This window comes from Rouxiella chamberiensis, assembly GCF_026967475.1.
GTDB classification, from domain to species: Bacteria; Pseudomonadota; Gammaproteobacteria; order Enterobacterales; family Enterobacteriaceae; genus Rouxiella; species Rouxiella chamberiensis.
The window spans coordinates 91,163-113,613 of sequence record NZ_CP114058.1; the positions used below are offsets into that span (position 1 = coordinate 91,163).

A 22,451-nucleotide genomic window follows, 5' to 3' on the forward strand; every position below is an offset into this window, starting at 1 on the left:
TGTGGAAAAGGTGCTGTTCGCCCGTTCTAAAGCCAAGGAGATTACCGTGAGAATTCTGGTTATTGAAGACGAGCTGAAAGCGGGCGAGTACATGCGCAACGGGCTGACCGAAGCGGGTTACGTGGTCGATGTCGCCACCAACGGCGTCGATGGCCTGCATCTGGCGCAGGAGTTTCTTTATGATCTTATCCTGCTCGATGTGATGATGCCCGAGATGGATGGATGGGAAGTCATGAGAAATCTGGAAAACAGGGTCAATACGCCTGTCTTGTTCCTGACTGCACGCGGCACCCTGGAAGATAAACTCAAAGGCCTGGCGTTGGGCGCCGATGATTATCTGGTCAAACCCTTTTCCTTTGCCGAGTTGCTCGCCCGGATTCGCGTTGCGCTGCGCCGTGGAGTGCAGGTCAGGCAAGCCGAAATTCTGGAAATGGCCGATTTGCAGATGGATATTCCGAAACGGCGTGTCGTTCGCGGCGGCATCAGGCTCTCGCTTACCAACAAGGAATTTAATCTTTTGCATCTCTTTCTGCTGCATGAGGGGCAGGTGCTGTCGCGTTCGGCCATCGCTTCCCGCGTATGGGACATGAATTTTGACAGCGATACCAATGTGGTAGACGTTGCCGTAAGGCGATTGCGCCAGAAAATTGACGATCCTTTCGCGCGTAAATTGATCCATACCGTTCACGGCGTAGGTTATCGCTGCGAAGACGAATCATGAGATCGCTCTCGATTTTTGTCGATCCGCGTCGCCTTTCGCTGACCACGCGGTTGTCACTGATTTTTGCACTGCTGACGTTTGTCGTGATTACCCTGGCGGGTTTTACCCTCTATCGCACGCTTGAAACGCAAATCAGTCTTCGTGACGACGGGGCCTTGCTGACCCGCGTGGAGCAGATTCGCACATTGCTGCGCGATGAAGATGTCATCAACCTAATTCATGATAAACCGCAGCTGTTTGCCAATATGCTGGGTAATCACGAGGCCTTGCTGGTACTGCGTTTTCCGGGGCAACCGCCGCTTATCGAAGTCAATCCCGGGCATTCGCCCGTTCCAAATATAACGCCAGTCTCCGCCGAGGCCAAATTGACGCTGGCTGCGGTTCAGCATGGAAAAGCCCGCGACGACACGCCCTTTATTTCCGTCTCGGCGGCGGCCAAAACCTCCGATTCGCCGCATCCGCTTGAAATTATTAGCGGGCGACTTATGACCGAACGCACCCATATTCTGGCGATTTATCGCGAGCAAATCATTCTGCTGGCGCTGGCGGCAGCCGCGATGACTGCGCTGTTGGCATACCTTATCGCGCGCCGCGGATTGAGCCCGCTTCGTCATCTGGCAGGACAGACGGCCTCAATCGGCATAAAGAATTTGTCGGTACGCATCGATAATCGGCAGGCACCGCGTGAATTATCCGCGTTGATAGACAGTTTTAATCAAATGCTGGATAGGCTTGAAATCAGCTTTACCCAGTTGAGCCAGGTGTCGGCCGACATGGCGCACGACCTGCGCACGCCGATTGGCAACCTGTTGGGGCAAACGGAAGTGGCGCTCAGTCAGCGCCGCAGTGTCGATTATTACGAAAAATTGCTCGGATCCAATTTTGAAGAGCTGCTTCGACTGTCGAAAATGACCGATAACATGCTGTTTTTGGCCCGCGCCGAACACGCATTTCATGCGATTGAACGCGTTTCGCTGGATATTGCCGACGAGTTTTATCGAATGAGTGAGTATTTCGAAGGACCCGCCGATGAACGCGGCCTGTTTTTCATCTTGCGTGGAGAAGGGAGGGTGTGGGCCGATCCTGAACTGCTGCGGCGTGCGTTGGCAAATTTGATAGCCAATGCCCTTCGTTACGCCGACGCGGGCAGTGAGATTGTTCTGGAAAGCGAGCCTCAAAAAGAAGGCGTAAAAATATCGGTCGTCAATCGAGGAGCGACGATTGATGCTCATCATCTGGCACGTTTATTTGACCGATTTTACCGCGCGGATCCTTCCCGAAATACTGCGGCACAGTCCAGCGGGCTTGGATTGGCTATCGTGCGCAGCATTGTGCAGCTGCATCACGGCCAATGCCATGTCACGAGTGAAAATGGCGAAACGCGATTTAGCCTGATTTTCCCTACCTCTGAACCTGCGAATATCAGACAGGCTGATTAGCGCGGCGGATCGCGATATTGCAAAGAAGAGACTAACCTTTATATATGACGACGTAACACGCTTGATTAAAAATCAAAATATAAAGTTAATCTCACTGATTTCTTATTGTAAATATCACGGAGCTGACATGTTGATTTCAGAAAATAAACACCCCTTCGGTCTTATTGCTGTAGATAAACAGGGCGGCAGAGTCTTATTTCTCAATCCTGAAACGTTGGCGGTCGAAAAAACGCTAACCGGTTTTCCGCGCAATCCCCATGAATTACTTATCATCCCGCAGCAGCATAAAGCCTATGTGCCAATCTTTGGTGACGGTATTCACGGCGATAATCCTCATCCGCAACATCAGGTGGCCGTTATCGACCTCAATACGCGTGAAATTACGCGATTTATCGAGCTGAGTCCGCTGGAATCGCCGCATACCGCGCGTCTGGGCAATGATGGCAATGTGTACCTGTGCTGTGAAAACAGTGCGACTATTGTCGTTATCGATCCGCAAACCGACAAAATCATCAAAACCATCAAGGTGCCCTCCACCAATACGCATCGGCTTAGCGTAACACCTGCGGGTGACAAACTGTTTACCGACAATGAGGAAGACGCCACCGTGACCGTGGTGGAATTGGCCAAAGGCAGTGGCAAGGTCATCGATAATATTGCCATGCCCGGTGCGGTAAACGGTATTGCCGTCTCGCCTTTGGATTCCTCGATAATAACCAGTAATGCGGATAAACCCGAGCTGGTAATCATTGACAGCAGCACCCATAAAATCACGCGTCATATTCCGTTGCGTGGGCATAAAAAAGGCGCGCAAATCGTTCGCTTTAGCCAAAACGGGCAATTATTGATAGCCATTGGCGACCAGGAACCGGTCGCCACCTTATTTGACAGCGAGCTTAACGAAATCGCCTGTTTCAGCGTCGGGCATAAACCGATGGATGGCTGTTTCAGCCCTGACAATAAACGCCTGCTGATTGCCAATGAAAAAGACGGGACGGTCAGTATTATCGACATCGACGAACGCCGTATTATCGCTACGCCTTCAGTCGGTGTAGGGTGTGAAGTGCTGAGTTACTTCTCTGAACAGGCGGCATAACCAGCACCTGCGAAACCCGGCGGGAAATAAATACTTTGTTGTTGCGAAGCATTCTGTGAATAATCACTGGCAAAGACTTCGATGATTATTCAGGGAAATGATGACGCTCAATGAATTTTATTCGCCTTTATCCGCGCCGAATACGCCCCTTCGGCGCGTGAAAAAGACACTCTTCCCGCTGGCCGGCATCCTTATGCTGCTGGCTGGTTGTAGTACGCAAAAGGCACCGCTCGGCGGCAAAAAACCGCAGGATGTGCGCGCCGACATCGTGAGCCGTTTACCGGCAAAAGTCGCCGACAAGCAGGGATGGGCGCAAGATATTACCACCGCGTTCAGTACCCAGAAGATTGAACCCTCGGCAGAAAATATCTGCGCGGTAATCGCGGTCACCGAGCAGGAATCCAATTTCAACGCCAATGCTCCCGTACCCGGTCTCGGAAAAATTGCCTGGAAAGAGATAGATCGTCGTGCAGGTGAAGTGCATGTTCCTGCATTTCTGGTGCATACCGCATTGAAAATTGACTCGCCCAACGGCAAATCCTACAGCGATCGTCTCGATGCCGTGCGCAGTGAAAAAGAATTGAGCGCCATTTTTGATGACTTTATCGGCATGGTGCCGCTGGGCCAGAAGCTGTTCGGCAATCTTAATCCAGTCCATACCGGCGGGCCGATGCAGGTAAGTATTGCCTTTGCCGAATCGAAAGCCGCTGGTTATCCCTACAAAATTGACGGCACCGTGCGTCGCGAAGTTTTCAGTCGCCGTGGCGGCATGTACTTCGGCATTGCGCATCTGCTGGGCTATCCGACCCATTACCCTGAACCTATTTATCGTTTCGCCGACTACAATGCAGGCTTTTATGCCAGCCGAAATGCGGCATTCCAGCAGGCCGTCAAACGGTTGACCGGTGCGCCGCTGGCGCTGGACGGCGATCTGGTCAGTTACAGCGACAAACCGGGTAAAACCGAAATGGCGGTGCGCAGGCTGGGCAGCAAGCTCGACTTGAGTGATGCCAATATTTCGCGCGATTTGAAACAGGGAGAATCGATAGATTTCGAAGAGACGCCGACATGGAAACGTCTTTTCGCGCTGGCGGATAAAACGGCGGGTAAACCTGTACCACGAGAAATGTTACCGGGGATAGAACTTAACAGCCCGAAAATCACCCGTAATCTGACCACGGCCTGGTTTGCCCAGCGGGTGGAAGATCGCCGCCGTCAGTGTATGACACGCGGATAGACACGTTAATAAAAGTTTAAACACCCTGCAAACCTTTCTGCAGGGTGTTTAGCCCGCATGCTGCTTACAGAATGGTCGGCAGCAGGGATGACACGCAGCTCAGCACGTCAGAGCGGAATTTCTTTGACGCGTCTTCGATTTCGCTGGCGTTCAGCGATTCCTTCTCGCGCTCGACGAAGGTTTTCACCCCTGAAGTGAAGCTGTTATCAAACTTCTCGTTCATGGTGTTGCCTACGCTACCAAACAGAATACGCATTGCCGAAACCTGAACTAACAGTTCACGGTTGACGCGCTCCAGTTGATCGATTCTTTGGGATAAATTTTCTTCGCTCATTTCAGCCTCCTGTTTAAAACAGGCAAACCCTACCCCAATTTCGCTCAAGAAGAAACGAGTCCTCGCTTTTTCCTGCCTTTTATCCGAATAATAGCGCTAATTTTCAGACCTTATGGCGGAGGGAATATATACCGTCTACAAAACCGTCTGTAGATTTTTTGTTTTTCATTAAGGGAACACGATGAAAATTATAAAAATATTAAATAACAATGCGGTGATTGCGGTCGACGAATCGTTGCATGAGCAGGTGATGATGGGCAAGGGGCTCGCTTTTCAGAAAAGGATTGGCGAACACCTTGATATGCAGCGCGTCGAGAAAGTCTTCTCGTTGAAAGGCAATGACCTCAACAACCGATTAAGTGAATTGCTGGCCGAAATTCCTCTCGAGGTGCTGACGACGACTGAAAAAATCCTCGAGCTTGCCGAATCGCGACTTGGTGAAAAGTTGGGCAATAATCTCTATATCGCACTTACCGATCACTGTCATTTCGCCCTCGAACGTTTCAAGCAGGGCATCTCGCTGCCCAATGCGTTGTTATGGGAAATTCGGCGGGTATATCATCGCGAGTTTGCCGTGAGTCTCGACGCGCTGGATATCATCGAGCAGCGCCTTGGCGTGCGACTTCCCGAAGATGAAGCCGGATATATTGCCCAGCACCTTGTTAAAGGGCAGCTTAAGGGCGAGATGGCGGAAGTCGTGCAGGTAACGCGCGTTATCCAGCAGATCATGCACATTGTCAAATACCAGCTTCGTCTGGACTATCGTGAAGATACGTTAAGTTATCATCGCTTTATCACCCACCTGAAATATTTTGCCCAGCGGATGCTGAGCCGGTTCTTTAGTGCGTAATGAAGACGAATCCCTGCATGATGAAGTCAAAAACGCGTATCCATTGGCCTGGCAATGCGTGCAAAAGGTCGAGCGTCACATTGAGCAGCAGTTTCGCTATGTGCTGACCAAAGAGGAGAAGATGTTTCTGGCGATTCATATTGAGCGCGTACGCAAAGAAACTCTCGCTCATACAGACCAGGATCCTCTTTAATTCGCGATACCGCTCACAAATCCTGACGCCGATTCTTTTGCAGACTTGAGTAAACGGGTCGTGCACGGCATGCTGCTTTCGAACGTTAGGATTGTTACTGGTAAGCAGGCAAAACCTAAACCGATTTTTTGTTATGGCGCTTTTAGGCTCCGTAACTGAAAAGCGGTTTAGGTTTTTTTGCTCTGCTTCCGGCGAATGGCTCGTTTCATTGCATCTCGAAATGACAGGGAACAGGAATAAATTATGAAATTCAATCAATTGGCGACAGAAGTCCTGGAGGGCGTCGGCGGCAGCCATAATGTTGTCAGTCTGGTTCATTGTGCAACCCGACTGCGCTTCAAGCTGCGCGACAGCCGCAAGGCGCAGACGGCCGTGCTGAAAAATACGCCCGGCGTGATCATGGTGGTCGAGAGCGGCGGACAGTATCAGGTCGTGATTGGTAATGAAGTCGAGCGAGTTTATCAGCCGATCGCCGCACAGCTCGACACGAGCAGTGCCTCGGGTGAAAACATGCCGCCACCGGAAAAAGTTGGGCTGATGGCGCGGCTTATCGATACGATTTCGGCCATTTTTACGCCATTCATCGGGATTTTAATCGCGGGCGGGGTGCTGAAAGGGCTGCTTTCCATCGCGCTGGCGCTGGGATGGACCCAAAATCAGAGCGGCACTTATCAAATCCTGTTTGCCGCCAGCGATGCCATGTTCTATTTCCTGCCCATCTTTCTTGGCTATTCGGCCTGTAAAAAATTTGGGGGTAATCCATTTGTCGGCATGGCGATTGGCGGCGCACTGACACATCCGCTGATGTTGGCCGCCTATACCGCTTCGCAGTTACCTGGCGCACAGCCGCATCACTTTTTGGGTGTGCCGGTCATCATGATTAATTACGGCTCTTCGGTCATCCCGATTATTTTTGCCTGCTGGCTGTCATCAAAACTCGAGCGCAAGATTCATCTTCGTCTGCCCAGCGCGGTGCGCAATTTCGTGACGCCGCTGGCCTGTCTGGCCGTGGTGGTTCCGCTGACTTTCCTGCTGATTGGCCCTGCAGCTACCTGGTTGAGCAATCTGCTCGCACAGGGTTACGAGCTGATTTACAGCTTTAACTCCGTGCTGGCGGGCATGCTGATGGGCGCGCTGTGGCAGGTGTGCGTGATGTTCGGCATTCATTGGGGCATTGTGCCTATCATGATGAATAATCTGGCTATTGTCGGCCACGACACCCTGATTCCGCTGTTGGTGCCAGCGATTTTTGGTCAGGTGGGCGCTACGTTGGGCATCTTTTTGCGCACGACAAATGCTCAGCTCAAAGGCAATGCCGCCTCGGCGATGGCCGCCGGAATTTGCGGCATTACCGAACCCGCCGTTTACGGTATTACGCTGCCCAATCGCCGAGCCTTTATTTTTGGCTGTGTGGGCGGCGCGGTGGGAGCGGGCATCGTCGGTTATTTCCAGAGTGCAGTGTACTCATTTGGTTTCGCGAGCATTTTTACCTTGGCCCAACTGATCCCGCCGAGCGGATTCGATTTTACCGTGGTCGCGGCCATTATCGGTCTGCTGGTTTCACTGACCCTTGCCACAACCCTGACCTGGTTTTTGGCAAGGTTCGAGAAACGGCAACGATTGCGCCACAGAATACGGCAAGGGGAGAAAACGACTCCGTGATGAAGGCCGAAACGACGGCGGCGGCAGAATTTATTTATAGCCCGATGAACGGCGAGCTTAAACCGCTTGAGCAAATCGACGACCCTATTTTTGCCGGGGGATTACTCGGCAAAGGCGCGTTTATTCGCCCATCCGGTAATCAGGTCTTTTCGCCGATAGACGGCAAAATTGCCTCTCTGTTCAAGACGTTCCATGCAATTGGCCTGGAGTCGCCGCAGGGCGCGGAGATCCTTATTCATGTCGGCATCGACACAGTCAAACTCGATGGCAAATATTTCACGCCGTTTGTCGCCGAGGGCGATGAGGTCGTGCGCGGGCAACTGTTGCTGGAATTTGACGCCGAGGCGATTCGGGCGGCGGGTTTTAGTCTTGATACCCCGATTTTGGTCACCAATAGCGATGATTTCGCCGACATTATTCTCAACGACGGCGAAATCACGCAGCAAAACACCTTATTACTGACTTTGATACGCTAACTCAGGAGAGAGACGATGAATTCACCATTTCCAGAAAACTTTTTGTGGGGCGGTGCCGTAGCGGCCAATCAGGTTGAGGGCGCGTATTTGACCGACGGCAAAGGGTTGTCGACCTCGGACGTGCAGCCAAAAGGTATTTTCGGCGGCGTGGTCCCGCGCAAGAACGGCGACAGCGGCATCAAGGATGTTGCGATCGATTTTTATCACCGCTTTCCGGAAGATATCAAACTGTTTGCAGAAATGGGCTTTACCTGTTTAAGAACGTCAATTGCCTGGACGCGTATTTTTCCCGAAGGCGATGAACAGGAGCCGAACGAAGCCGGACTGGCATTTTACGACCGGTTGTTTGACGAGATGGCGAAATACAACATTACGCCGCTGGTGACGCTTTCTCATTACGAAATGCCCTATGGATTGGTCTGCAAACACGGTGGCTGGGGAAATCGCGAAACCATTGTTTTCTTCGAACGCTACGCGCGTACCGTTTTCCAGCGTTATCAGCATAAAGTGAAATATTGGCTGACCTTCAATGAAATCAATATGTCGCTGCATGCACCGCTGACGGGCGTGGGTTTGCCGGAAAACAGCACAAAACAGGCTATTTATCAGGCAATCCATCATCAGCTGGTGGCGAGTGCAAAGGCCGTGAAAGCCTGTCACGAGATAATTTCGGGAGCCAAAATCGGTAATATGCTGCTCGGCGGCCTGCTTTATCCGTTAAGCAGCAAGCCCGAAGACGTGATGGAAACGCTGCAACAGAATCGCGAGTGGCTGTTTTTCGGCGACGTGCAGGTGCGCGGCAGCTATCCGGCCTATATGAAACGTTTCTTCGCCGATCGCGGAATTGACATCAACATAACCGCCGAGGACCGCGCCGCGCTGAAATCCACGGTCGATTTTATCTCCTTCAGCTACTACATGACGGGATGTGTGACCACTGATGAAGAGCTGAATCGGAAAGCCCGTGGAAATATTCTTTCGATGGTGCCGAATCCGCATTTACCGAGTTCCGACTGGGGCTGGCAGATTGATCCCAAGGGCATTCGCATTCTGATGAACGAACTTTACGACCGTTATCAGAAACCGCTTTTCATCGTCGAAAACGGTTTGGGTGCCTATGACAAGCCCGAAGCCGACGGCAGCATCAATGACGATTACCGTATCGCCTATCTCAACGATCATCTGGTTCAGGTCGCGGAGGCGATTGCCGACGGCGTCGACGTCTTGGGTTACACCAGTTGGGGGCCGATTGACCTGGTCAGCGCGTCAAAAGCAGAATTTTCCAAGCGCTATGGTTTCATTTATGTCGATCGCGATGATGAAGGTAACGGCACGCTGGAACGCCGCCGCAAGAAGAGTTTTTACTGGTATCAAGGCGTCATTCGCAGCAACGGCGCTGCCTTGAAAAAAGCCGAATCATCAGCAGGATAGCTTTAAATAGACTACGGCTGGCAAATGCCAGCCAAAAAAAGCCCGCTCGGAGGCGGGCAAATAACAGGGGTACTACAGGGTTTCTACACAACAGGGTTTTGGTACTTTCCGTTACTGACTGCTAGTTGCCGCAACATCCGTTTATCTCAGCGTCTAACAATCTTCTACACAGGGACATCAACTTCTTTCGATGGAGTTAAGATACCAAACCCTATGTATGGTTTTGTCATCGTCCGGTAAGTTTAAGAATCGATATGTAAAGCGGCATCTTTACAGCCCGCGCGTCGCCAATATTCTAAAGTTAAGTCATAAAAAAGGCTTACCTGATGAGGTAAGCCTTGAAAACGCGACGACTGTCTTACGTTACTGCACGCAAAATACTACCAAACGGCATCGAAAATCATTAACCCAGCAGGCTGTAAACGATTGCGGACATCGCCACAAGACCCACGGCCACAATGAAGGCGTTACTGATATGACCGCTGTATTGTTTCATCGCCGGCACTTTGCGAATCGCGTACATCGGCATCAGGAACAGCAGCATCGCGATAACCGGCCCGCCCAGCGTTTCAATCATGCCCAGAATGCTCGGGTTAAGCGTGGCTACCGCCCAGGTCGCCAGCAGCATAAAGAGGGCGGTGATGCGGTTCATTTTCGCAAGGCTGATAGTCTTGCCACGGCTGCGCAGTGACTTGGTGACGATCCCGTTAAACCCTTCGCGCGCACCCAGATAGTGGCCGAGGAAAGATTTGGTAATGGCAATGAAGGCGATAAACGGCGCGATATAGGCAATAACCGGCGTCTGGAAGTGGTTGGCGAGATAGGAAAGGATGGAAATATTCTGTGCCTTGGCATCCATCAAATCGGCAGGCGACAGGCTCAACACGCAGCTGAACACAAAGAACATCACCGTGACAACCATCATCAGCGTCGAGAAGCTCAGAATTCTGGAGCATTTCTTCTCGGCAGCGTCGCCATATTCCTGACGTTTCGCGACGGCAAAGGAAGAAATGATCGGTGAATGGTTGAACGAGAATACCATCACCGGAATAACCAGCCACAGCGTCATCAACATGCCATTTCCGGCATCGTTGGTTGCCATGGAGGCATTATGGAATATGGATGTGTTCCAGTGTGGAATAAGGTAAAGCGCAAGGGCCATCAGAACAATAACAAACGGATAAACCAGAATGCTCATTGTTTTAACAATAAGGTGTTCGCCAAAATGTACCAGTGTCATTAATGCCACAATCAACACCAGCGCCAATAGTGCACGCGGTGGCGCAGGCATATGCATCTGGTGAACGATAAAGCTTTCGACGGTATTGGTAATGGCGACGCTATAGACCAGTAGAATAGGGAAGATGGCAAAGAAGTAGAGCAGGGTAATCAATTTACCGGCAGTGATGCCGAAATGTTCTTCCACCACACCGGTAATATCCTGACCGGCATTTTTCCCGGAGAGCACAAAGCGGGTAAGGCCACGGTGCGCGTAATAGGTCATCGGGAAAGCGAGAATAAGCATGATAATCAGCGGAACAAGCCCGCCAATACCGGCATTGATAGGCAGGAAGAGCACGCCTGCGCCTATTGCCGTGCCGTAAAGCCCCAGCATCCACGTTGTGTCTGTTTTACGCCATGCACCCGTTGTTTCAGCGCGTTCCGTGGCAAGTACGTCAACTTGAGAATTACTCATAAAACCTCTGGTGAACAATATTAAGTCATCTCATCCGAGAGACTGAATCACAATTTTAAAAACTGGCATCACTGAATGAGACAGGTTTTGGGTAGCGGGATAATACTCATGAGGAGTAGGAATATCCGTGATTAGGATCACCTCTGGCTTAATATATGGCGGTTTCCTTGCTTGTACGATAAAGATACTGCCTTAACTTAAATGTTTAGCTAAATTAACAATTTACTGATTGTAATAAGCCGTGCTTCGTGCTTGAAAAAATCGAAAGCAGGGTAGCATAAACTGCTTTTTACTCAAATTGGCAAGTTTCGTTCTGGCGAGATAATAAGGATTTTGGTCGAAGGAATAGGCTGTAAATGAAATATCGAACAAGAAAAATCAGGGAGAAAACAGAAGAAGGGAGTGAATGAAAATAAAGCAAAAACCCCTGAATCGACCATGTTGTTATCGATTCAGGTAGATGAGGATGCGGTTATTAATTAAACAGCTCGCTATTGCCGAACAATTTATTGCTGTTACTGCTTTGAATGCTGGTCAGGCAATGCGTAGTGGACTTCTGGGAGGCGCTGCCAGGCGCGGTCATCATGTCCTGATGTCCGACCTTGTTGTTGAACGACGAATGCTCGACACAAGGTTTGGACAGATTGCCCAACGGGATTTCTGCTGCCTGAATACTGAATGCTGCGCCCGAGAGCAAAAGCACGGCCGCTAAAACTTTACTGCTTCTCATGTTGAAAGTGTCCGAAAATCTCAGGGAGAACGCTGTCTCGCCCGCAGAAAGAGGTTCAGGGGCAGAGAATAGTTGATAATTTCGTGTGCAGAGGGTGAAAAAATGCCAATAAAAAACGGAAGCCAAGGCTCCCGTTTGTCATTTGGAAAGGATTATAACAACGGTCTACACATGTTGGAGCGTATTTTGCTCTTCAATTTCTTTATTCGGTAGGCGAATCGTGGCAGAAATCGCCAGCGAAACAATTAATAGCACTGTGATCAGGCTAAATGTCACGACGAATCCACCAAACAGCGAGGCAATAAGCGAGCCAAGGACACTGCCTATCCCAAAGCCCAGATACAGCAGGCCATAGTTTTTGGTCAGATTATTTAGACCAAAGAAGTCACTGACCAGAGAAGGATAAACGGTGATGGTGCCGCCAAAGCTGAAAGCTACGCAGGCGACAGAGGCGAAGAACGTCGCTTCATTCATGTGAGTGAACAGCAGAATGCTCATGCCCACCAGGGAGATAACCTGCGCCAGCGAGATAACGCGAATACGGGCCATCTTGTCGGACAGCACGCCCAGCACCAGGCGGCCGCTCAGGTTGGCGATGGCAATCACCGTTACGGCGTTGGCCGCCGTGACGGCATTCAGATGCACCAGACCCTGACCAATGTCTTTTGCCACGCCGATAACATATAAACCGCTCATGCAGGCGGTCAGGAACATCAGCGCCAACATCCAGTATTGCGGCACACGAACCGCTTCGGCCAAGCTGAAATCACGCGGTTGCTCAGCATGATTATTGATGACTTTGGCTTTCTGTCTTGGCGCATCGGTCATCATCAATCCACCGGTTATGATCATGCTCATTGCCAGCAGGCCCCAGATTATGAAGGTGTTTTCCAGCGACGTGATACTGAGCAGATACCCGCAGATGAACTTGAAGCCCAGACTTCCCAGTCCATAGGCTCCGATAGCGCAGGCTGAAACGACTCCTTTCCGTTCCGGGAACCATTTCACGCAGTTCGACAGCGACATCAGATAACCCGCGCCATCGGCAAGTCCTACCAGCACGCCTGCGCTGAGATAGAGCATGATAAGATTGTTTGAATGTGCAGTCAGGAAGAAACCGACCGCCATCAGGATGCCCGCCGCCACGGTGACTTTTTTAACGCCGTAGCGCTCCTGCAATTTGCCTGCGACCGATGAGGCGACGGCCAGACCCAGACTCAGCAGCCCGAATGAAAAGGCCACGCGGCTGATAGGCTCGTCAAGTTTGGTGGAGAGCTGGCCGTTGAAAAGACTCCAGGTGTACACCGATCCCAGCGCAAACATCGTGATGATGGTGCCGACCAAGGTGACCCATCGGGTTGAAGCCGTATTGGAGATGTCTGCGGTAGAAGATGACGTCGTCGATATAAAGCCAGATTTATCACTCATAGTGGGTTCTCCCGAGCGTGGCTGATTTAATGAAATTAGCGTTATGATAAATCCTTATTCGCCAAGTGAACCGATTCAGGCATGAGATGCGCGCAGAGCGGAATGAAATGCATCAATACCGGTATGAATGACCTTGCAAACGCGGTAAGTCGCCCGTAATTTGCCTTAATGACGCCTTTGCAGCCCGCGCCATGACTGGGTTTGCTTGATCTACATCATGTTAGTGCAAGGTAATTTTCGCCTCGCGCTCGACATGCGCGCCAACACGAAAGACTCTTTGCCATTTTCGCGCACTCGGCTCGACGCCGTCTCGTTTAGCTGAAAACAGGGAATGGTTTTGCAGAAAACTTGGTTCTGGAAACGCCCACATCTCTTTATTCTGGAAAATTATCATTTATAACCCGTAAAGAGAGTCTGTTATGTCTGCTGTTGTTCCTCATCTTGATCACGTAGTCATTAATGTTGCCGATGGGCTGAACGCCGCGGAACATTTGTTTCGCCGTCTGGGATTCAGCCTGACCTCGCGCGGCCATCACTCTTTGGGGTCGAGTAATCATCTGGCGATATTCGATGACAATTATCTGGAGTTGCTCGGCTTTGAAGACAGCAATGCGCTGCAACGCAAGGATTTATGGCAGGCCCCGCTGGGGTTGAACGGTCTTGTCTGGAAAACCCGCGACGCCGACGCCACCTATCGGCATCTTTCGCAGCTCCAGCTGGCGGACTCTGCGCCCAACGCCTTTCACCGCGCGGTAAAACTCAACGACGGCACTGAACCCAATGCACGTTTTCAAACGGTGCCGATTGCGCCCGCGCGTATCCCGCACGGGCGCAGTTTCTTCTGCCAACACGTCACGCCTGAACTGGTCTGGCGTGCCGAGTGGCAAAGCCATCCCAACGCGGTGTCGCACATTGACGAATTCGTGATTGCAGCAACCGATATTCACCAGGCCGCACAGGTCTATAGCGAAATTTTCGGAAAGGAACGTCTGCATCAGATAGATGAGGACGAACTCGGCCTTGAAGCAGGGCGTGCCCGCCTACGTTTTCTTACCCCAGAAAAAGCCCAGAGTCAGTGGGGCGTTTTGCCCTCGGAGCACCCGCAGACCGCGAAAATGGTCGGCATAGGTTTTGCCACTTATTCTCTGGCGTCGACGCGTCAAAGCCTTCAGCGGGGAGATATTCATTTTATCGACAAGGAAGACAGAATAATTGTGCCGGTAGGTCATGGATTAGGGTTGACGCTGGCTTTTAACGAGGTGTAAAAGTGAAGAGGATAAATGGAAATAAATGCGGATTTATTGATCCCTAAAGATAACTCCGCGTTTTTATAAAAAACTCGAGAGGACTCTTCAAATGCGTACTTTTACCCAAGCTACACTCATCGCGTTAGTCTGTTTGGCTCTGAATGGTTGCTCAATGTTCGGACACTCTGGAGATGCCGAAGTAAAACCCAATGGCAACGGTACGGTAAGTATTGGCTCGGCACAGTAAAGTCATCACTTAACAGGCCCTTGGATCCCAGCCATAGAATCTGGAGGCCATTTTAGGGGGATGCATGCATTCCGAATTACTTTCTCTATTTTCCATTTCGGTTGCGCTTGCCGTGGGCGCGATGAGTCCAGGACCCAGTTTTATTTTTGTTGCCAAAACGGCGATTGCCTCATCGCGCCGCGATGGATTGGCAACCGCGCTCGGAATGGGAGTCGGATGTGCGCTACTGGTGCTGACAGCTTTTTCGGGTCTGCATACCTTGCTTGTCACCGTACCCTGGCTTTACCTCAGTCTTAAAGTGTTCGGCGGTATCTATCTTTTCTACATGGCGTTAAAAATTTTTAAAGGCGCAGGCACGAGTTTGAGCGTCAACAATGCCAGTGATCGAGAAAAAGTGGGGTTTATGAAAGCCTTTGCCATCGGCGTGGTCACGCAATTATGCAACCCTAAAACGGTGCTGGTATTGGCAGGGATTTTCGCAGCATTAAGTCCGCGAGATATTCCCGCCTATTTCTATTGGGTGTTACCACTGATCGGTTTTGTCATCGATGCGCTGTGGTACACCTTCGTAGCCTACGTGCTTTCATCGGCACGACCCCAGCAAGTTTACCTGCGTTATAAAAAAGCATCAGCCGTATCAGCGGCGGTGTCATGGCCGCTCTCGGGCTCAAACTCATGTTGTCTAAATAGCGTTTTTTCGACGGGTAATGAAAAGTTCTTTACCTATTACCCGTCGATTACTCCATTATCTGGTCGACTCCAACGGGCCAAAAAGTGGGATTGCTCAAGAATCTTTGATGGGCGCCTCTCTATAAAATCGAGTCAGCTATAAGGGTTTACTATGGAAAGCAGGCGCTTGAAAAATGTCTACTTTCTGCTTTTTGCCGCGTATTAGGACAACGCTCCCGCCTTGAAATGCCGTTTTCACATCCCTTACCCTTTTGTATGATAATAAATCCGTATGGATAAAATATCGTCGTTTTTTGGCCTTGTTTTGGCAAATTAACTGCAATTTTTCGCCTCGTGCAATCCAATCTTTTTCTTGTTATTTCATTATTATTCATATAGTTAAATGAATTTATTTCTGGCTTTCCAACCTTTCTGCCTCCGACCACTCATCCTGTTCACAGAATAACCTGTGTCGTTGACTTTCGTATAATCGTATACGAAATTAGGGGCACGATAATTTGCTGTGGAATTAACCAATGAAAAGCGCGATTACCTATCCGGGTTTGGGCACTGAAGAAAGACCTATGGGGCCGGCCCCGCTGTCTGCGGCGATTTTAGCGGAACCGATGCTGTTTATTTCGGGACAGGTCGCCATCGATCCTTACAACGGAAAAATCGTGGGCAGCGACATTGCCACCCAGACGCGTCAGGTACTGGGCAACATCGATGCACTGCTGAAACAGGCGGGCATGACCTTCGACAATCTGGTGCGCGTGACTATCTACCTCACCGACCTTTCCCTGTTTTCGGCGATGAACGAGGTCTATGCCGAACTGTTGTCCGCGCCTTATCCAGCCCGCGCAACGGTCGGTATCACGCTGAATCATCCCGATTTACTGGTCGAGATGGAAGCCACGGCGATGCGTTTCTAATCCTGCGGCGTTAACAGATTCACTAGCAAGAAAGCAGTGGCAGCTCATTTATAAAACGATTCAGAAAACAATACCGATAAAAAATCACAGGCGAAATGCCTTAACTTTGACCGCACCAGGGAAACTTAATCATGAAAAAAGCATTGCGACTGGCTGTTTGGATGACGGGCTTCACCGGCATTATGCTCTCTTCTTTATCCGCTGCGCAGGCCGCTGATGGCATTACACCGTCGGCAAAAGACTTCGCCGGTATGGCGCAGTGCAAGGCGTTGCAGACCAAATACCCGTCTCTGGTCGGAAAAAAGTGGTGGTGGGTCTCGGCGGTTATACCAAAGGTTTCGAAGCACCGTCCGCCAAGGATCCTTCGGTAATCGAAGGACTGGATCCTTCCCTTTTCGATCGTCTGGGCGGTTGTCTCGGGTTCACTCACACCTATCAAAACGGTTCCTTTAACGTTCTGCTGACCTCAATCACCAACGGCCGCGCGGATATCGGCCCGATGCTGTATGTCACCGATGCCCGCCTCAAGCAGATTGCATTCGTCGCCTCCGTACAGGTGCAGGATGGATCGCTTGTGGCGAAAGGCAATCCGAAAAACATCCATACCGTTGACGACCTCTGCGGCAAGACGGTGGCCGCAGCGGCGGGCACGTATGAGGCCGCTACGCTGATTCCTCAGCAGGATGCCATCTGCAAAAAAGAGGGTAAGCCTGAAATCAACATGCTGATGGTGCAAAACACCGACAACAGCATTCAGGCGATCAAGAGCGATCGCGCCGACATCTATCTGACCGAAGCCGGATCGGCACGCGAAGTCGCGAAAGCCGATGGATCGTTGCAAACCGCGTTCACCGTTGATTTGCCGATTATGGTGGGCTTCCCGATAGCCAAGGACAATACCGTGATGCGCAGTGCCGTGCTTGACGCCATGAAGGTGATTCAGGACAGCGGCGCGCAGAAAAAACTGCTCGATCATTGGGGTCAGGGCAGCAGCGCCGAACGTCCGGCGGTAGATAAAGGCTAGGCACGACGCGGGGAGGGCGGAGCGCCGCCTTCCCCGGTTATCTCTGCAACGTTTCTTTCAACACCGCAATGGAACACCCAGTCTGACCGTCAGGAGTCGACGTCATGCAAGATTTTTTCCAATACCTCACGCTGCCGTACCTCTGGCAGGGCGCGGTAATCGCCGTCGAATTGCTTGTCGGTGCGTTGACCGGAGGGATCATCATCGGCTTTTTCTGGCTATCGCCAGCACTTCGCGCCATGCCCTGATTCGTATTCCGGTACAGGTTTATATCTATATTCTGCGCGGCACACCGGTGCTGTTGCAGCTGATTCTGCTGTACAACGTTCTGCCCCAGTTCGGGCTGCGGTTTAGCCCTTTCGCCAGTGCGATGCTGGCGATGATGATCAATGAAACGGCCTTTTGTGCCGAGATTATTCGCGGCGGTATCGTCGCCACCGATCGAAATCAACGTACCGCCGCGCAGGCTTTTGGCTTCTCGCGAACCAAGGAGATGATCCACGTGGTTATCCCTCAGGCGCTGCGTGCCATCCTGCCGACGCTCGGTAACGAAGCGGTCGGCCTGCTGAAATCTACCTCGCTGGCGTCTGTGGTCGGCGTCAACGAACTGACCATGCGCGGACAGACTATCGTTTCGCAAAACTTTCTGTTTATTCCGGTGCTGGTCGCCTCGGGCGGTATCTACATGATTATGTCGTCGGGGCTGGCCGGTTTGCAGTACTGGCTCGAAAAGCACTTCAATCTCGAGGAGCGGGCGCGCCGCGCAAGGCTTGTAAAAAATGCCGTCGAAGTGCCGATTGACGAGACGCAGGCGCAAATGCCGAAACAGCTATGGGACAGTAAAAACGCCGCCGTCGTGCTGGATGTCGATAATCTCTGCGTCGAGTACGCCGGAAAAGCGGTGCTGAAGGGCCTGACTCTGAAAGTCCGTCGTGGCGAAGTGGTCGTGCTGCTGGGCCGTTCCGGTTCTGGCAAAAGTACGTTGCTGAAATCGATTCTGGCCCTGACGCCGCGCGCCAGTGGTCGCATCGATACCGAAGGGCATGTGATGGGCTGTGACGGCAATGGCAAGGTGCTCGCCGAGCGACTGTTGCCCGCCAACCGCGCTGAATCGGGAATTGGTATCGTCTTTCAGCACTTTGCGTTGTTTGACCATATGACGGCGCTGCAAAACACCATGAGTATTCCCCTGCTGGTGCAGGGCATGCCCAGGGACATCGCTCAGGCCAAAGCCCGGCGTGCGCTGAAGCTGGTCGGGCTTGAGAATTTCGAGGTGGCGCTGCCGCATGAACTTTCGGGCGGACAACAGCAGCGTGTCGGCATTGCCCGTGCACTGGCCGCCGAACCCCGTATTTTGCTGTTTGACGAGCCGACCTCGGCGCTGGATCCAGAGTTGGTGCGAGAAGTTAACCAAACCATCCGATCGCTGTCGAAAACGGGTATGACGTTACTGATAAGCACCCATGATATCGCCTTTGCCGCGACCGTCGCCGACCGCATTGTCTTTCTGCAAGACGGCGTGCTGGTGGAAGAGGGCGGACCCGACATTCTGCAACACCCGACAACCCCGGCGTTTTCTGCCTTCCTGCAGCAGGAGTTGAATCATGAAAATGACTGATAATTCGCTGCCGCACGCCATCGAAGCGCGAGAAAGACTGGGCGACGCGCTTTATCGCTACCTGCTCGGCCAGTCTAAAGACGGCATCAACCCGCAGGATGCCAACGCCGCTGCCCTGCAACAGTTTCGTTTGGTGCCGCGTGTCATGCGCGGTAGTCACGGGCTGAATATTGCCAGCGAGCCGTTTGGCCGCCGCTGGTCGGCTCCTCTTGCCGTCGGTGCCTTTGCGGGTGACAAGGTCTTTCATCAAGAGGGATTATTGCCGATTGCGCGCGTCTGTCAGCGCCTGGGTTTACCGCTGTTTGTCTCGGAAGAGACGGTCACGCCGCTGAGCGAGATCTGCGCCGAACATGACGACTGCTGGTTGCAGCTGCGTGCGGCAGGTCCGGTCGAACGGGTTATGGCGCTGATCGACCACGCGGCAGAATGCGGGGCGCAGGGCATGATTTTAACCCTGCTGGCACCGGTGCATCCGGTTAGCGGGTTGCAGCCGGGTGGCTTTTCCATTGGCGAAGAACCTGGTGCGCCGTGGCTGGAAAACCATCGGTTCGACCCACGCGGGCGTGCATCCTTTACCCGCGTTTCCGGCCTGGTCGTGGCAGACATTGGCCAAGGTGCTGGCGCACGCGAAAACCCGCAATTTACCGGTGATGGTGAAGGGCATACTTCATCCGCTGGATGCCGAACAGGCGCAGGCGCTGGGCTTCCAGGCGCTGATGGTGTCGAATATCGGCCTGCGGCAGAGCGCGCGCTGGGCCACGCCGGTGCAGCAATTACCCGCGATACGCCCGCATTTTAAAGGACTGCTGGCGATTGACGGCGGTATCAGAAGCGGCGCAGACGTGCTGGTGGCCCGCTGTCTGGGCGCAGAACTTTCGGTGATCGTGCGCCCTGTCATTACCGCGCTGGCCGCCGGGGGCGAAGAGGCGGTTTACGCGCTGCTTGAAGGCGTCATTAACGAAATTACGGCGTTGTGCACTTGGTGCGGCGTCGACGACATCAATGCGTTGAACGCAGATTTCCTTGCGTCAGACGTTGGCCAGACGGGAGTCAGCCATGAATAACCCGCTTCTTGTGATGAATCAGGGCGACGCCAGCGAAGCCCGCGTCTATTACTGTGCGCACTTTGTGGCAGAAAGTCTGGGCTTTTTTGCCCGCGAAGGAGTGAACGTCGAATTCACCACGGCGCAGTCCGGCGGCCACACGATTCAGGGAGGGCAGGTTCCGGCCGTGCTGGCGGGCGAGGCCGATTTAACGATAGGCGGCCCGATGGTTATCATGAAAAATCATCAAGATAACGGTCCGGCGCTGGTATGTTTCTGCGCCGCCGTTGCCGGAAATCCGTGGTATCTGGCGGCCGCCAATCCACAACCCGCTTTCAGCATCGCCGCTTTGCGGGGCAAAAAAGTGGTGGATGTAGGCAATGTCGGCACCGCCAGCCTGTGTTTTCGCTGGCTGCTGGAGCAGCACCATCTCGCTGAAGATGACATCACACTGATTGCCGGCAGCGGCGACATCCAGCAGGATTTCGCGGCGGTCGCGGCAGGTGAAATCGATTATGCGCTTCACTCGCTGCACGCGCTGGCACCGGCGGTGGCCTCGGGCGAGCTGGCGCTGGTTCAAAGCCTTTCGCCGCTCACCGGCGCGGTGCCATGGAGCGCCTATATTGCGCGCCCTGAGGTGGTCGCCGCTCATCGTCCTGCTTTTCAAGCCTTTACACGCGCGATAGGACTCGCGCTGGCGTGGTTGCATGAAAATTCCGCCGAAAAAGTCAGCGCCCTGATTGCGCCTTTTTATCCGGATTACCCTTTGCCTGCCCTGATTGAGGCCGTACGCGGATACCAGCAATCACGGATATTTGCCGACTCGACGCAGATTTCGAAACAAGATTTCGGGCATTTTTCAGACATTTTGCAGCAGGCGGGCTGGTTGGCACAGCCTGCGCCTTATGACGCGCTGGTCGACAGCCGCCTCACTGACGGGAGAGAGTAATGGATACGTTAATTACCGGTGGCCTTGTTATCACCGAAAACGGCGAACTTCATGCCGATCTTGCACTGGATGGCGGTAAAATCGTCGGTATTTTCGCTCCCGGCAGCCTGCTTCCCGAGGCGAAAAACGTCATCGATGCCCGTGGTTTGATTATCATGCCCGGTGCAATTGATGTGCATACCCATTTTACCGGCTCGCACGATTTCCCGGAGCAGGAATTGCGTGAAGGGACGCAGGGTGCAGCGGCGGCGGGAGTCACCACGATTGTGGAGATGCCGCACTCCCTGCCGCCTGCCACCACGCTCGACAACTTTAACTGGAAACGCGGACTGCTTGCCGAAAACGTCAGCGTAGATTTCGCGATGTGGGCAGGACTCGACGGTGAAAACCTGCATCAGCTGGCGGATCTCGACGCCGCCGGTGCCATCGCCTTTAAAGCCTTCTTGTGCAGCGGCGCGCCTAACGGCGAAGCCACCGATCTCAAGGGATTACCGCGCCTCGACGACGACGGCCTGCTGCGCGCCATGCAAACGCTGCGCGAGTTTGACGGGCTTATCGGCATTCACTCCGAAAATCACGCCATTTTAATCGCCGCCGGTGCTGAACTGCGCCGCGCCGGACGCAAGGACATTCGCGCCCACGCGCAGGCCGGGCCAGAAATTGCCGAGGTCGAGGCGGTGAATCGCGTTTTGACGCTGGCACAGGAAACCGGCGCGCGTTGCCATATCGTGCATGTCAGCTCGGCCCGCGCGGCGCAGCATATTGTCGATGCACGCGACAAAGCGCGAGTCACGTTCGAAACCTGCCCGCACTATCTGATTCTTGATGAAGAAGATCTGGTGCGCATCGGGCCGAATGCCCGCTGTGGCCCGCCGATTCGGCCGCGTCCGGTCGTCGATGCACTCTGGTCGGTCGTGCTGGCCGGTGACGTCGATATGCTGGCCTCGGATCACTGTCCGTATCTGCCGGAGCAAAAGGCCGTGGGAGAGGAATCCATCTGGGAGGCGGGCATGGGCTTGACCGGCGTCGAGACGCTGGGGCCGATGTTCTTTAGCGAAGGCCATATCAAACGCGGTCTGTCGCTCGTTGAGTTTGCGCGCATGACGGCCACCGGGCCTGCGAAAACCTTCGGGCTGTATCCGCGAAAAGGCACGATTTCGATTGGATCGGATGCCGATCTTGCCTTTTACCATCCGCAGCAGAGCTGGACGGTCAGGGGCGAGGCATTTTATGGTCTTGGCAAATGGAGCGCCTTCGAAGGCCTGCCCTGTCAGGGCAAGGTCGTGATGACCTTGATTCGCGGCGTACCGGTTTATCAGCACGGAAAAATTCAGGTTGCGCCGGGCTTCGGCGAATTTATTACGCGAAACACGGCTCAGGTGGCGCAGCCATAAAACACTCAATCGCGCCCGGAGAGGGCGTCGGGAAC

17 protein-coding genes and 4 pseudogenes are annotated in these 22,451 nt (G+C 52.8%); 17 read left to right on the forward strand and 4 right to left on the reverse strand.

Translation table 11 applies throughout. From position 1 onward, the window contains the following. Nucleotides 1-46 precede the first annotated feature (46 nt). The 4 genes from O1V66_RS00450 to O1V66_RS00465 all read left to right on the forward strand — a co-directional run bounded on the left by O1V66_RS00450 (nt 47) and on the right by O1V66_RS00465 (nt 4,493). Entirely contained in the window at nt 47-721 is a 675-nt protein-coding gene (locus O1V66_RS00450) for a heavy metal response regulator transcription factor (RefSeq protein ID WP_045049423.1), read from the forward strand. Beyond that, complete coding sequence (locus O1V66_RS00455) at nt 718-2,160, forward strand: heavy metal sensor histidine kinase (RefSeq protein WP_045049335.1); 1,443 nt, start codon at nt 718-720, stop codon at nt 2,158-2,160. The genes O1V66_RS00450 and O1V66_RS00455 overlap by 4 nt, the downstream gene beginning before the upstream one ends. Nucleotides 2,161-2,287: 127 nt before the next feature. Next, nucleotides 2,288-3,256 (forward strand): YncE family protein, encoded by a 969-nt coding sequence (locus O1V66_RS00460; protein ID WP_045049334.1) that lies wholly within the window; start codon nt 2,288-2,290, stop codon nt 3,254-3,256. A 193-nt stretch (nt 3,257-3,449) separates the two neighbouring features. Beyond that, nucleotides 3,450-4,493, forward strand: coding sequence for a DUF1615 domain-containing protein (locus O1V66_RS00465; protein ID WP_045049422.1), 1,044 nt, complete (start codon nt 3,450-3,452; stop codon nt 4,491-4,493). Nucleotides 4,494-4,557: 64 nt separating this feature from the next. Here O1V66_RS00465 and O1V66_RS00470 read toward each other — a convergent pair whose 3' ends face one another. Then, nucleotides 4,558-4,827, reverse strand: a complete 270-nt coding sequence (locus tag O1V66_RS00470; protein WP_187329830.1) for a hypothetical protein — start codon at nt 4,825-4,827, stop codon at nt 4,558-4,560. A gap of 181 nt (nt 4,828-5,008) precedes the next feature. Here O1V66_RS00470 and licT point away from each other — a divergent pair. The 3 genes and pseudogenes from licT (at nt 5,009) to O1V66_RS00485 (ending at nt 9,439) form a co-directional block, all read left to right on the forward strand. Next, nucleotides 5,009-5,870 (forward strand): annotated as a pseudogene (licT, locus tag O1V66_RS00475) (BglG family transcription antiterminator LicT). Between the two features lie 243 nt (nt 5,871-6,113). Continuing rightward, a pseudogene (bglF, locus tag O1V66_RS00480) lies at nt 6,114-8,008 on the forward strand (PTS beta-glucoside transporter subunit IIABC). A gap of 15 nt (nt 8,009-8,023) precedes the next feature. Then, nucleotides 8,024-9,439, forward strand: coding sequence for a glycoside hydrolase family 1 protein (locus O1V66_RS00485; RefSeq protein ID WP_045049331.1), 1,416 nt, complete (start codon nt 8,024-8,026; stop codon nt 9,437-9,439). A 403-nt stretch (nt 9,440-9,842) separates the two neighbouring features. Here O1V66_RS00485 and O1V66_RS00490 read toward each other — a convergent pair whose 3' ends face one another. The 3 genes from O1V66_RS00490 to O1V66_RS00500 form a co-directional block, all read right to left on the reverse strand. Beyond that, complete coding sequence (locus tag O1V66_RS00490; protein ID WP_045049330.1) at nt 9,843-11,135, reverse strand: HAAAP family serine/threonine permease; 1,293 nt, start codon at nt 11,133-11,135, stop codon at nt 9,843-9,845. A gap of 475 nt (nt 11,136-11,610) precedes the next feature. Continuing rightward, nucleotides 11,611-11,865, reverse strand: a complete 255-nt coding sequence (locus tag O1V66_RS00495; RefSeq protein WP_045049329.1) for a hypothetical protein — start codon at nt 11,863-11,865, stop codon at nt 11,611-11,613. 165 nt (nt 11,866-12,030) lie between these two features. Next, on the reverse strand, nt 12,031-13,293 hold the full coding sequence (locus O1V66_RS00500; RefSeq protein WP_045049328.1) for an MFS transporter: 1,263 nt from the start codon (nt 13,291-13,293) through the stop codon (nt 12,031-12,033). A 419-nt stretch (nt 13,294-13,712) separates the two neighbouring features. On the opposite strand from O1V66_RS00500, the gene O1V66_RS00505 reads away from it, so the two are divergent. From O1V66_RS00505 to allB, 10 genes and pseudogenes are all read left to right on the forward strand, one after another. Next, on the forward strand, nt 13,713-14,558 hold the full coding sequence (locus O1V66_RS00505) for a VOC family protein (protein ID WP_045049327.1): 846 nt from the start codon (nt 13,713-13,715) through the stop codon (nt 14,556-14,558). Nucleotides 14,559-14,851: 293 nt separating this feature from the next. Further along, nucleotides 14,852-15,619: a LysE family translocator gene (locus O1V66_RS00510; RefSeq protein ID WP_330873436.1), complete on the forward strand. Its 768-nt coding sequence runs from the start codon at nt 14,852-14,854 to the stop codon at nt 15,617-15,619. A 373-nt stretch (nt 15,620-15,992) separates the two neighbouring features. Then, nucleotides 15,993-16,388, forward strand: a complete 396-nt coding sequence (locus tag O1V66_RS00515; protein ID WP_045049325.1) for a RidA family protein — start codon at nt 15,993-15,995, stop codon at nt 16,386-16,388. A 131-nt stretch (nt 16,389-16,519) separates the two neighbouring features. Continuing rightward, a complete protein-coding gene (locus O1V66_RS00520) occupies nt 16,520-16,759 on the forward strand; it encodes a hypothetical protein (RefSeq protein ID WP_269128022.1) in 240 nt (79 codons plus the stop codon). Beyond that, nucleotides 16,696-17,412, forward strand: a complete 717-nt coding sequence (locus O1V66_RS00525) for a transporter substrate-binding domain-containing protein (protein ID WP_269128023.1) — start codon at nt 16,696-16,698, stop codon at nt 17,410-17,412. The genes O1V66_RS00520 and O1V66_RS00525 overlap by 64 nt, the downstream gene beginning before the upstream one ends. A 104-nt stretch (nt 17,413-17,516) precedes the next feature. Further along, a pseudogene (locus tag O1V66_RS00535) lies at nt 17,517-19,030 on the forward strand (amino acid ABC transporter permease/ATP-binding protein). Continuing rightward, nucleotides 19,023-19,445 (forward strand): annotated as a pseudogene (locus O1V66_RS00540) (alpha-hydroxy-acid oxidizing protein); the annotation flags it as partial. The pseudogenes O1V66_RS00535 and O1V66_RS00540, both read left to right, overlap by 8 nt. Before the next feature lie 199 nt (nt 19,446-19,644). Then, nucleotides 19,645-20,094 (forward strand): alpha-hydroxy-acid oxidizing protein, encoded by a 450-nt coding sequence (locus tag O1V66_RS00545; protein WP_269128025.1) that lies wholly within the window; start codon nt 19,645-19,647, stop codon nt 20,092-20,094. Further along, nucleotides 20,087-21,022, forward strand: coding sequence for an ABC transporter substrate-binding protein (locus O1V66_RS00550; protein WP_045049321.1), 936 nt, complete (start codon nt 20,087-20,089; stop codon nt 21,020-21,022). Before O1V66_RS00545 ends, O1V66_RS00550 begins: the two co-directional genes overlap by 8 nt. Continuing rightward, complete coding sequence (gene allB / locus O1V66_RS00555) at nt 21,022-22,416, forward strand: allantoinase AllB (RefSeq protein ID WP_045049320.1); 1,395 nt, start codon at nt 21,022-21,024, stop codon at nt 22,414-22,416. The genes O1V66_RS00550 and allB overlap by 1 nt, the downstream gene beginning before the upstream one ends. Nucleotides 22,417-22,451: the final 35 nt, after the last annotated feature.

What these genes read in the sequence shown, in the direction of transcription:
- O1V66_RS00495 (WP_045049329.1), bottom strand. Translation starts at nt 11,865, where the DNA reads ATGAGAAGCAGTAAAGTTTTAGCGGCCGTGCTTTTGCTCTCGGGCGCA.
- O1V66_RS00500 (WP_045049328.1), bottom strand. Translation starts at nt 13,293, where the DNA reads ATGAGTGATAAATCTGGCTTTATATCGACGACGTCATCTTCTACCGCA.
- O1V66_RS00520 (WP_269128022.1), top strand. Translation starts at nt 16,520, where the DNA reads ATGAAAAAAGCATTGCGACTGGCTGTTTGGATGACGGGCTTCACCGGC.
- O1V66_RS00460 (WP_045049334.1), top strand. Translation starts at nt 2,288, where the DNA reads ATGTTGATTTCAGAAAATAAACACCCCTTCGGTCTTATTGCTGTAGAT.
- O1V66_RS00465 (WP_045049422.1), top strand. Translation starts at nt 3,450, where the DNA reads ATGCTGCTGGCTGGTTGTAGTACGCAAAAGGCACCGCTCGGCGGCAAA.
- O1V66_RS00470 (WP_187329830.1), bottom strand. Translation starts at nt 4,827, where the DNA reads ATGAGCGAAGAAAATTTATCCCAAAGAATCGATCAACTGGAGCGCGTC.
- O1V66_RS00515 (WP_045049325.1), top strand. Translation starts at nt 15,993, where the DNA reads ATGAAAAGCGCGATTACCTATCCGGGTTTGGGCACTGAAGAAAGACCT.
- O1V66_RS00490 (WP_045049330.1), bottom strand. Translation starts at nt 11,135, where the DNA reads ATGAGTAATTCTCAAGTTGACGTACTTGCCACGGAACGCGCTGAAACA.
- O1V66_RS00485 (WP_045049331.1), top strand. Translation starts at nt 8,024, where the DNA reads ATGAATTCACCATTTCCAGAAAACTTTTTGTGGGGCGGTGCCGTAGCG.
- O1V66_RS00505 (WP_045049327.1), top strand. Translation starts at nt 13,713, where the DNA reads ATGTCTGCTGTTGTTCCTCATCTTGATCACGTAGTCATTAATGTTGCC.
- allB (WP_045049320.1), top strand. Translation starts at nt 21,022, where the DNA reads ATGGATACGTTAATTACCGGTGGCCTTGTTATCACCGAAAACGGCGAA.
- O1V66_RS00510 (WP_330873436.1), top strand. Translation starts at nt 14,852, where the DNA reads ATGCATTCCGAATTACTTTCTCTATTTTCCATTTCGGTTGCGCTTGCC.
- O1V66_RS00550 (WP_045049321.1), top strand. Translation starts at nt 20,087, where the DNA reads ATGAATAACCCGCTTCTTGTGATGAATCAGGGCGACGCCAGCGAAGCC.
- O1V66_RS00455 (WP_045049335.1), top strand. Translation starts at nt 718, where the DNA reads ATGAGATCGCTCTCGATTTTTGTCGATCCGCGTCGCCTTTCGCTGACC.